Genomic DNA, 10053 nt, shown 5'->3' on the forward strand with positions numbered 1-10053 from the left:
TTAAAACAATTTGTAAAATTGTACATGACTAAAATCAGCAATAAAATCGTTTCTATTTTGATTCCGTGTGTGATGCTAATGGTTTCTTGTAGCAACAATAAATCTGGAGAAGAAAGTTCCAAAGCCGTTTTGGATACCATTTCTCTAAGCAATAAAAACTTTGCCCTTGCTTATCAAGATGGAAGTAAAATTGTGGCAACAAGCATCGATACCATGAAGCAAATTTCGTTTGGTGGTGCAACCGACCCCGCGATTTCTCCCGATGGAAATAAACTGGCTTATACCGTTAACGATACTGCTGGTCACCGAACCATTTGGGTTGCTGATATGGAGAATAAAAGTCAGTTGCAATTACAGGTAAATAGCGGCAATTATTACCAAGCAGTTTGGTCGCCAAGTGGAAATGCAATTGCTTTTAATATTTTCAATAGCAAGAATCTTTGGAAAATCGGCATTATCAAAACCGATAACACGGGTTATGTGATGTTAGATAGCGCCTCGAAAATTAATGTTTACGCCCCAACCTGGAAAAACGAAAAGGAACTTATCAGTCAGGATTTGGTTAACCTTTATACTTTCGATATTTCAGGAAAATTGATTGACACAAAACCTATCGCCAGCTTAATTGGAAAAGATTTTACCATTGCAAGCAGTAATCGTTTCTTTTATACAAAAGATGGTCAGAAATTAATTTTTAATGCTGGCAATACCGATGTTTTGGATGGATTGACTGGCCCAAGTGAAGGGGTTTATATTTTAGATTTAGCCAGTAAAAAAGTAAACCGAATTTCGCCAAAAGGCACGAATGTTCCTTATGTTTTTGTAACTGGTGATGATAGAATTTTTTATAGCGGTTCGGAAAAACCTTACACTCAAAATAAGATTTACGTTTCTGATTTGAGTGGGAATAGTAAGTTGCTGGTTGATAAGGGAACGAATCCGACAGGAGCTTTGAAATAGGATTAAAGAGTGAAGAAGCTGTACTTCTGCTCAATCTGCTAAAAAGAACCACCCCGCCTTGCAGGCACCCCTCAAGAGGAGAATGTTATGCGTCGATTCTGCAATTTGCAACCCAAGTTTCCTTTACTGTTTTGTGTTGTTTAAACCTGATTGCAATGGAAAGCCCGCAAGCGAGGCACGAGTGCGGACTTTGAATGAAAAGCAGGGCTGAATTCCGCCAAAAATTATTGCCTTTCATTTCAAAAAAATAAAAGACTTGTGATTTTTCCCACCACCTATTCCACCTAAACTTCTTCATTAAAAAAAACTTCAGAAAATTTAAAGTAATATTGGCTTTCATCCGTTTACAGCTTTATTAAACAAAAATTTTGCCGACAAACGAACCCCAAAATATAATCTCTACGGTTGCCAATTATGGTAAACGCTTATTCAGTTTCATCCGCGGGCGGGTGAATACGGATGAGGATGCGGAAGATATTTTGCAGGATGTTTGGTACCAATTGAGCAATCAGCCCGAGGCTGGCGCCATAGAGCAGATGAGTGGGTGGCTGTATCGGGTAGCTCGGAACAAGATTACCGATAAGTATCGGAAGCAAAAAGATGTACTTATTGAGGATTTGAGCTACGAGGATGAAGATGGCGAAATCAATTTTAGGGAGATTTTGCTGGCAGAATCTTTTTCGCCCGAGGAAGAAAGTTTAAAGAAACTCTTTTGGGACCAGCTGTTTTTAGCCTTGGAAGAATTGCCCGAAAATCAACGTTATATTTTCGTTCAGAACGAATTGGAAGACAGAACTTTTCAGGAAATTGCTGATGAAACGGGCGAAAACATTAAAACTTTAATATCAAGAAAAGGTTACGCGGTGAAACATTTGCGAAATCGTTTACAAAATTTATATCAAGAATTTATTAACTATTAATTGAGCTGAAAATGATGAACAGAAAGTTTAGTAAAGGCAAGAAATTCATTTTCTTTTTACCTGTCGTAGTGCTAATTGCTACAGCTTTGGGTTTTATTGTAATGTATTTATGGAACTGGATTTTACCTGAAGTTACGAATGTAGGTAGATTAAACTTCTGGCAGGCACTCGGGCTTTTGGTTTTATGCCGATTGCTCTTTGGCAATTTTAATAAAGGTGGTGGCGGTAATAATCGTTTCCGCGAAAAGGCAATGGGCATGCGCTCTAAGTGGCACAGTATGAATGAGGAGCAACGAGCGAAGTTTAAGGAAGAATATAAACGAAGATGTGGCGGTTGGGGACACCGCAACAAGGAATAATTTTAAGCCAGCCTTTTAGCTGGCTTTTTTTATGAATTCTGTTGTTATATGTGAGCTTATATGTCTTATATGGTTTAATTGTTAATTACCGTTAAATGCAGCAATGGCTATGCTTAATTTTATGTACGTTAGGTTTTTTATAAGTTCATTGTCTTAGCCAGACGGGCTCTCTTCTTTTGGCTTGAACCAAAAGAAGCAAAAGTTCAAGGCTTGCATCTATTTGTGTAAAAACTCGATAAACTGTTTTCGAAAATAATTTATTAGGCTCTTTCCAATCCACAAATCCCCCGCACAGCTGAAAATTATTTTGTTCTGTGGTTTATGATTGAAACTGCGAACAGTTTGTCGTTTTTTCCTACAAATATCTGCTATGCCAGTCCTCGCAACTATGAAAGTTGGTGGTATTATTTCTCTTGTCTTTCTATTTTCAGGCAGTTGGTTAAACCCACCTCCTCTTATCTCCTTGATTAAATTTCACAGGGTAAGGTTTTCAACAGTGATAAAAACCATTTTTATTTTTTTTAAAGTAAAAATAAATTTCCTCCGTCTACCCTATTAAATAACAAAAAATTAAAAATGAAACAGATATTAAAATCAATAGGATTTGGGATTGTACTTGGTGCAGTCGCTTTCTTCATACCATTTATATTCAAATTTATCTTCGCCGTAATGATTATCGGTTTTGTGTTCAAAATGATTTTCAGAGGTCGAAGACGTCGCCATTTTGCGAACAGATTTGAGGGATTTGGTAATTATTATTCGCCGATAGTTCCAATCGACAACCAATGGTACAAACCTACGGTTCAGGGAAATGGTCCAGTTCGAAACATTAACGTAAATTATTAATCGCCATGAAAGCATTTAGAATATTATTAGCCTTTTTTGTTGCAGGAGCAACATTTTATAGCTTAAACGCATTCGCCGTAAAAAATGGTTATCGCGATAGATTAGATTTCAAAAACAGGCATTATCACGAATACGATTGCGACCATGAACATTACAGAAATCATGGTTTCAGTCACCACAACAGAAAAGCTGTTGATACTTCGATAACACCAATTGATAGCACAAAACATTAAATAATAAGCTGATGTCTCAAGTTCTATTTTTAAGCGTTCCGTCACAAAGTGATGTTAATCCAAATCTTAGTTTGGCAAGTGAGTTGATTACTCGTGGCGAACAGGTAACGTTTTTCAGTTCTAATGAATTTAAACAACCCATCGAAAATATTGGTGCCGATTTTAAGGCTTACAGTAAAGATTTGGATGTTTTCAATAATACGGGAGATAACGAAATACCTAAATCGGGTTTGATTACGGCGCTTTTAGAACCGATGAAGTTTATTGATGATATCGTGGTGCAGATAAGAGGATTGAAATTTGATTATGCCGTTTTTTCTCCTGCTTACCCATACGCAAACATCATCACGCAATTATTGGGAATTCCGAAAACAGAATATCGCGTTTCCAATTAAAATATTGGCTTAGGCTGATGAATTAACAGATTAAAAACAATTAAAATTAAAAAAATGTACAACGAAAATAGATGCCATACAGGCAAAATGAATAGAGGTTGCGGTCCACGAGGTGGAAGATCTGGTGGTCACCACCATGGAAAATTTGGTCGCCATGCAGAAGAAATGTTTGGACAAGGTTTCAGACGTGTACCCGCAAATATTGAAGAAACGGATGAAAGTTACATCATTCATCTTTTTGCGCCAGCCTTGGTTAAAGAAAACTTAAAAGTGGTAACCAAAGATGATGTTTTAACCATTTCTTACACACCAAAAGAGGATGCAGAATCTGCAGAGAAATTTAGCAGAAGAGAGTACAGCAACGGCGCTTTCGAAAGGGCTTTTGCTTTAAATGGAAAAGTGCTTAGCGAAAACATATCAGCGAAATATGCTGACGGAATTTTGAAAGTTACACTTCCTAAAAACCCCGAAACGAATATACCTGCGAAAGATATTGCAGTAAACTAAGTTTCGTCTATTATAATTTCTGAGGCTTCGATTGTTTTGTAATCGGGGCTTTTTTGGGTTCGTTGCCGAAACTATTTTACCACAAAGACACTAAGAACACAAAGGTTTTTTTGCCACGGAAACACAGAAGACACGGAAAAGGTAAGTTGGGTTTTGCGCTTTGCAACCAAAGTTTCTTACACTGAACTGAGTTATCTAAACCCGATTGTCGCGGAAATACTTTTTTACTGCAGCGACCCCGAATAAGCTTTCGTGCTGAGGCACGAAGCATCTGCAACCGATGAAACAGATTCTTCGTTCCTCAGCATGACAGAAGTTTAAAAAGATTAGAGCAAAAAGCGGGACTATCGTAACCAAAACGCTCAGAACATTGCTTTCCAAATCATTTAACATATCGAGTTTAAACTCCAGTTTGCTATTAGTCGTATTTTAAGGTACTTTTGCTAAAATAAATAAACACAACAGATTGAATTTTAACGACTTTAATTTTAACCCCGACTTATATGAGGGCCTGATGGCCATGGGGTATAAAAGCGCTACTCCGATACAAGAACAAGCCATCCCCGTAATTTTAGATAATCACGACCTTATTGCCTGCGCCCAAACGGGAACAGGAAAAACAGCCAGTTATTTACTTCCAGTGATGGATAAAATAATGAGGGCGAAAGATAGGCACAACAATACTTTAATTTTAGCACCAACCCGCGAACTTGCTCAACAGATTGATTTACAGGTTGAAGCACTTGCTTATTTCACTAATATTAGTTCTTTGGCGGTATATGGCGGAGGCGATGGTATAGCTTACGAACAACAGAAACGCTCGATGCGTGATGGTGTTGATGTGATTATTGCAACGCCCGGTCGTTTGATGGCGCACCTTTCTTCAGGCGTTTTGAAGTTGGAACATTTGCAACACTTAATTTTAGATGAGGCCGATAGAATGCTGGATATGGGTTTTTATGATGACATTATTCGCATTATAAGCTACCTGCCAAAGAAACGTCAAACGCTTTTGTTTTCGGCAACTATGGCACCAAAAATCAGGGCGATGGCGGGCAAGATTTTACACGAACCACAACAAATTACCATCTCAATTGCGAAACCTGCCGAGGGAATAAATCAACAGGCTTATATCATTCACGACCAGCAGAAACAGGCTTTATTAACTGATATTTTTAAAGACGGAACCTATAAAAGTGCCATTATTTTTGCCTCAACAAAGGAAAAAGTCAAAGCTTTATACAAAACATTTAGAGGTTTAAATATCAAAGCGGATGCTTTCCACTCTGATTTAGGTCAAAAAGAACGTGAAGATATTTTACTGGCTTTTAAAAATAAAAGATTACCAATCATTATCGGAACCGATGTTTTATCTCGCGGGATTGATGTAGAGGGGGTGGATTTGGTTATTAATTACGATGTTCCAGGCGACCCTGCAGATTATGTACACCGAATCGGGAGAACGGCCAGGGCTTCGACAAAAGGAACTGCGATTACTCTTGTAAACGGAAGAGATAAACGTAAGTTTGATAACATTGAGAAACTGATTGAAAAGGAAGTTCCGAAAATGACTTTACCTGAGCATATTTCAGCTATGGAAATTACCCATGTGGAGGAAAAAAGACCGCATCAAAATAATGGCAAGAAAAAGGTTTGGCAGAAGAAAAAGCCGAAACCAAGTAATCCGAGTTAAACACATATTTAAACGCCAATAGGATAATTCTTATTGGCGTTTTTCTTTTATCGCTATCTTTGCCACGTTCAATGGCAAATTTCATTTTAATCGGACTGTGTATCCTTGCGGGAATTCTTTTCCGCAAAAGTAAAACCTTACCAAAAGATGCACACAAAGGCATTAACGCCTGGATAATCTACATCGCACTTCCTGCAGTCTCATTTAAATATCTTCCGCACATTACCTGGACAAAAGATTTACTTTTTCCTGCTTTGGCGCCAATTTGCATCTGGATGCTGGGTTGGTTATTTATCACCATTTATTCGAAGTTTACCAAAATTAGCAGGGCAACTTCGGGTGGATTGAAATTGGTAAGCTCATTGAGCAATACTTCGTTTATTGGTTTCCCGTTAATCATTGCTTATTTCAGTGAAAAGGAATTGGCGATAGCGATAATCTGCGACCAGATTACTTTTACTTTACTATCTACTATCGGGATTATCGTGGCGATTCGTTCTTCACAACAGCAGAAATTAAGCGCCAAACTTGTGCTTAAAAAAATACTGACTTTCCCTCCATTAATTGGTTGTGTTTTGGCTTTGATTTTACCTCGATATTTAGATTTATCTTCTTTAGATGGAATGTTCGATAAACTGGCAGGAACTGTTGGTCCGCTGGCCTTATTTTCTATTGGCTTACAATTGAAATTTGGCGGTTGGTTCAGCGAAATCAAACACATCAGCTTTGCTTTATTATACAAGTTGATTTTAGCTCCGCTCTCTATTTTAGTTATCGCATTGCTTTTAGGGATGAACGGAATGATAACCAAAATAACGATTTTCGAAATGGCAATGCCGACATTATTAACCGCAGGCGTTGTTGCTGACCAATATAATTTAAATCCAAAGGTTTCTAATCTGGTAGTTGGGATAGGGATTTTATTGTCGTTTATTACAACGGGATTTTGGTGGTTGGTGTTGAATTATTCGGGATTGGTTTAGATTTAACCGCAAAGGCGCAAAGTTTTCCGAAAAGAATCCAAAGGTTTTACCATATGAGAAAATATAAGTTGGATGCAGAGGTTTTAACCACAAAGACACAAAAGAACACAAAGACTTAAAGGGAATTTTAGCAAAAGGTTTAATTACTGCACTTCAAATCCCTCTCTTTCGGAGAGGGACAGCACAAACCCACCCATACTACTGCCTTTCATAGGGTGAGGCTTTTTCATCATGTAAGCATTTAAGAAATTATAAGTTGGTTGCAGAGATTTTAACCACAAAGGCACAAAAGAACACAAAGATCTAAAGAGAATTTTAGCACAGGTTTTAAATAACTGTACTTCAAATCCCTCTCTTCAAGGATGACAAGTCCCGATTCTTCATCGGGAGGGAGAGTACCACCTAACCAAACCACGAACTTTGATAGGGTGAGGTTTTTCTTAGATGAACTAAAATGTGTTAGATGGTGAGGCTTTTTAACACTCCGGCAAACTAATCGGAATATTCGTAGCCAAGCCACCATCTGATGTTTCTTTATACTTCGCATTCATATCCAAGGCAGTTTCCCACATTGTATTAACCACGGCATCTAAGCTTACCTTTGCTTTATCAGGATTACTTTGTAATGCCAACTGACTTGCGGTAATCGCCTTAATTGCTCCCATTGTGTTTCTTTCGATACATGGAATTTGAACCAAACCGCCAATCGGGTCGCAGGTTAGACCCAAGTGGTGTTCCATTGCAATTTCTGCAGCCATTAAAACCTGTCTTTGAGAACCCCCTAAGCATTCGGTTAGCGCTGCTGCAGCCATAGCTGAGGAAACGCCAATTTCTGCCTGACAACCGCCCATCGCCGCTGAAATGGTTGCCCCTTTTTTGAAGATGCTTCCAACTTCTGATGCACAGGCAATAAACTGAATGATTTTCTCATCAGAATAACCATCACAGAAAGCGATATAATATTGTAAAACAGCTGGAATTACACCCGCTGCACCGTTTGTTGGGGCTGTAACTACTCGTCCGAATGAAGCATTTTCTTCGTTTACGGCTAGTGCGAAACAACTTACCCAATCCAAAATGTAGTTAAATCCGTTTCCACCATTTCTAATAGCAGCTAACCAACTATCATAATCATGGTATTCGCTCTTGCCAATCAATCTTTTATTTAAAGGGAAAGCTCTTCTGGCTACATCCAATCCGCCAGGTAAAAAACCTGTTGTATGGCAACCGCGGTAAATACAATCCCGCATTACGGCAAAGTGCTGAAGAATGCCTGCTTTGGTAACTGATTCCGGTCGCCATGCAGTTTCATTTTCCATTACAATTTCGCTTACTTTTAATCCGGTAGATAAACACCAATGCAAAAGTTCTTTCGCTTTTTCTACTGGAAAGGGTAAATCAACCTGCACTTTCTGGCTGTTATCTTCGCCCTCTTTTACCACAAAACCTCCGCCGATGGAATAATAAGTTTCAGAAAAAGCCTTACCGTTTTTTAAAAATGCCTGAAAAGTAACTGCGTTTGGGTGAAATGGAAGACTTTCGGCGAATAGGAAAAGTAGGTCGCTATCGTAATCAAAATCGATTGTTAAACTACCATCCAGGTTAAGCTTTTTGTTGTTTTGAATATTTTCGAAAGTCGGGGTAACTGCATCAACATCAAAAGTAACTGGGTCTGCACCAGTTAAACCCAACAGAATAGCAACATCAGTTCCATGGCCTTTACCTGTTTTAGCAAGTGAGCCATAAAGCAATATTTTTACCATCTCTACATCATCTAAAAGATTATTTTCTTTAAGCGAGGCCGTGAATTGTTGGGCAGCTCGCCACGGACCAAGTGTGTGAGAACTTGATGGGCCTATGCCTATTTTAAAAATATCGAAAACCGAAATCTGTTCCTTAATCATGAAGTATTTTGTTGTACAAAGCTATGATTGTTTTAGCACTTCGAGTAAAATAATTTTTGCGCCGAAATAAAAAAATCTATCTTTAGTTGTTTACCAAATAACGCTCTAAAATGGAATTTAAAACCAAAACCTATGAAACAATTGATTATCGTTACTGCCGTGCATCATCGGGATTAAGATTTGCAAATTACATTATCGATACTCTTTTCATTTATTTCTTGGTTTTATGCCTCGGTTTTGTAATTGCAATCATTGATCCAAAAATTATTGATGTAATTGATGACGGAATAACAGATCGAATAATTGGTATGATCTTTTACGGCGTGATCATGTCATTTACAGAAGCCATGTTAAACGGCAAATCAATCGGCAAACTCATAACCAAAACTAAGGCCGTAAATTTGGATGGAAGTGATCTTACATTCGAAAAAGCATTCACTAGAAATTTGCTTAGAATTATTCCTTTCGATGCATTAAGTGCATTAGGAACTCCGTCTATACCATGGCATGATAAATGGTCGGACACCATGGTTATTGAGGAGAAAAAGGTAGCCCTGCAACAAGAGAAAACAGATTTATTTGGTTCGTTTAAAAATCAAACTCTATAATTTCATTATCCTTTAACATTTGCTCTACAAATTTTTGGTGGTTTTTTGGTGTTCCGGTAGCTGTCCAATTTCCGGTGATAACGTTATTAACCAGCTGATGTTTTCCACGTTGAGGCTTAAGTTTGTTCTCTCTAAAAACCTCTTCATAGCTTTCTAAATCGCCATGCGTATGTTGCTCTTTAACAATTCGATAAATACGTTTCGTAAAACGACGATCGCCAATTTCCTCTAAGAAAGGAAAAATAATCAGCGCTAAGAGTACAACACAAGTAACGCCAATGGCTTGCTCGTAATATCCTGAACCTACTGCCATTCCAATTGCGGCAACAATCCAGATAATGCAAGCCGTTGTTAAACCTTTAACTCTATTTTCTTCCTTAAAAATTACGCCAGCACCTAAAAAACCTATTCCAGTAACAATATTTGATGCAATTCTATCTTGACTTGTAGGTCCGATTTTGATGGATAGGATGGTGAATAATGTAGCCCCCAAGCCAATCATCATCATGGTTTTTAAGCCTGCCGATTTACTTCTATACTCTCGTTCGGCTCCAATTAAACCACATAACAATGTTGCCAAAAGAAATTTATTGATTTCACTTTGTGTAATGAAATGGCTATTATCTAGAATATCGTTCATTGCCT

General features: G+C 38.0%; 12 protein-coding genes. 10 read left to right on the forward strand and 2 right to left on the reverse strand.

Annotated features, from left to right (window positions below; genetic code table 11):
* Window positions 1-24 precede the first annotated feature (24 nt).
* The 9 genes from EZ449_RS05310 (at window position 25) to EZ449_RS05350 (ending at window position 6896) form a co-directional block, all read left to right on the forward strand.
* Window positions 25-960, forward strand: coding sequence for a TolB family protein (locus tag EZ449_RS05310; protein ID WP_131556926.1), 936 nt, complete (start codon window positions 25-27; stop codon window positions 958-960).
* A gap of 368 nt (window positions 961-1328) precedes the next feature.
* Window positions 1329-1880, forward strand: a complete 552-nt coding sequence (locus EZ449_RS05315; protein ID WP_131556927.1) for an RNA polymerase sigma factor — start codon at window positions 1329-1331, stop codon at window positions 1878-1880.
* Between the two features lie 11 nt (window positions 1881-1891).
* Window positions 1892-2239 carry a hypothetical protein gene (locus EZ449_RS05320; protein WP_131556928.1) on the forward strand — a complete coding sequence of 116 codons (348 nt, stop codon included), beginning with the start codon at window positions 1892-1894 and terminating at the stop codon, window positions 2237-2239.
* A 576-nt stretch (window positions 2240-2815) separates the two neighbouring features.
* Window positions 2816-3085: a hypothetical protein gene (locus EZ449_RS05325; RefSeq protein ID WP_131556929.1), complete on the forward strand. Its 270-nt coding sequence runs from the start codon at window positions 2816-2818 to the stop codon at window positions 3083-3085.
* A gap of 5 nt (window positions 3086-3090) precedes the next feature.
* The gene (locus EZ449_RS05330) at window positions 3091-3318 is read left to right on the forward strand and encodes a hypothetical protein (protein ID WP_131556930.1); all 228 of its coding nucleotides are present in this window, start codon (window positions 3091-3093) and stop codon (window positions 3316-3318) included.
* A gap of 11 nt (window positions 3319-3329) precedes the next feature.
* Window positions 3330-3713 (forward strand): glycosyltransferase, encoded by a 384-nt coding sequence (locus EZ449_RS05335; protein WP_131556931.1) that lies wholly within the window; start codon window positions 3330-3332, stop codon window positions 3711-3713.
* A gap of 54 nt (window positions 3714-3767) precedes the next feature.
* Complete coding sequence (locus EZ449_RS05340) at window positions 3768-4220, forward strand: Hsp20/alpha crystallin family protein (protein ID WP_131556932.1); 453 nt, start codon at window positions 3768-3770, stop codon at window positions 4218-4220.
* A gap of 466 nt (window positions 4221-4686) precedes the next feature.
* Window positions 4687-5913 carry a DEAD/DEAH box helicase gene (locus EZ449_RS05345; protein WP_131556933.1) on the forward strand — a complete coding sequence of 409 codons (1227 nt, stop codon included), beginning with the start codon at window positions 4687-4689 and terminating at the stop codon, window positions 5911-5913.
* Window positions 5914-5984: 71 nt separating this feature from the next.
* Complete coding sequence (locus EZ449_RS05350) at window positions 5985-6896, forward strand: AEC family transporter (RefSeq protein WP_131556934.1); 912 nt, start codon at window positions 5985-5987, stop codon at window positions 6894-6896.
* A 476-nt stretch (window positions 6897-7372) separates the two neighbouring features.
* Here EZ449_RS05350 and EZ449_RS05355 read toward each other — a convergent pair whose 3' ends face one another.
* Window positions 7373-8800, reverse strand: a complete 1428-nt coding sequence (locus tag EZ449_RS05355; protein ID WP_131556935.1) for an L-serine ammonia-lyase — start codon at window positions 8798-8800, stop codon at window positions 7373-7375.
* 110 nt (window positions 8801-8910) lie between these two features.
* Between EZ449_RS05355 and EZ449_RS05360 the strand changes: the two genes are divergently transcribed.
* On the forward strand, window positions 8911-9408 hold the full coding sequence (locus EZ449_RS05360; protein WP_131556936.1) for an RDD family protein: 498 nt from the start codon (window positions 8911-8913) through the stop codon (window positions 9406-9408).
* Here EZ449_RS05360 and EZ449_RS05365 read toward each other — a convergent pair.
* Window positions 9389-10048: an MgtC/SapB family protein gene (locus tag EZ449_RS05365; protein ID WP_131556937.1), complete on the reverse strand. Its 660-nt coding sequence runs from the start codon at window positions 10046-10048 to the stop codon at window positions 9389-9391. The genes EZ449_RS05360 and EZ449_RS05365 overlap by 20 nt on opposite strands.
* Between the last annotated feature and the right edge of the window lie 5 nt (window positions 10049-10053).

Source organism: Pedobacter frigidisoli, from assembly GCF_004331675.1.
Taxonomy (GTDB): Bacteria; Bacteroidota; Bacteroidia; order Sphingobacteriales; family Sphingobacteriaceae; genus Pedobacter; species Pedobacter frigidisoli.

Bases quoted from the DNA above. Each gene is read 5' to 3' on its own strand.
- EZ449_RS05365 (WP_131556937.1), bottom strand. From the start codon at position 10,048: ATGAACGATATTCTAGATAATAGCCATTTCATTACACAAAGTGAAATC.
- EZ449_RS05340 (WP_131556932.1), top strand. From the start codon at position 3,768: ATGTACAACGAAAATAGATGCCATACAGGCAAAATGAATAGAGGTTGC.
- EZ449_RS05320 (WP_131556928.1), top strand. From the start codon at position 1,892: ATGATGAACAGAAAGTTTAGTAAAGGCAAGAAATTCATTTTCTTTTTA.
- EZ449_RS05310 (WP_131556926.1), top strand. From the start codon at position 25: ATGACTAAAATCAGCAATAAAATCGTTTCTATTTTGATTCCGTGTGTG.
- EZ449_RS05335 (WP_131556931.1), top strand. From the start codon at position 3,330: ATGTCTCAAGTTCTATTTTTAAGCGTTCCGTCACAAAGTGATGTTAAT.
- EZ449_RS05350 (WP_131556934.1), top strand. From the start codon at position 5,985: ATGGCAAATTTCATTTTAATCGGACTGTGTATCCTTGCGGGAATTCTT.
- EZ449_RS05325 (WP_131556929.1), top strand. From the start codon at position 2,816: ATGAAACAGATATTAAAATCAATAGGATTTGGGATTGTACTTGGTGCA.
- EZ449_RS05330 (WP_131556930.1), top strand. From the start codon at position 3,091: ATGAAAGCATTTAGAATATTATTAGCCTTTTTTGTTGCAGGAGCAACA.
- EZ449_RS05360 (WP_131556936.1), top strand. From the start codon at position 8,911: ATGGAATTTAAAACCAAAACCTATGAAACAATTGATTATCGTTACTGC.
- EZ449_RS05355 (WP_131556935.1), bottom strand. From the start codon at position 8,800: ATGATTAAGGAACAGATTTCGGTTTTCGATATTTTTAAAATAGGCATA.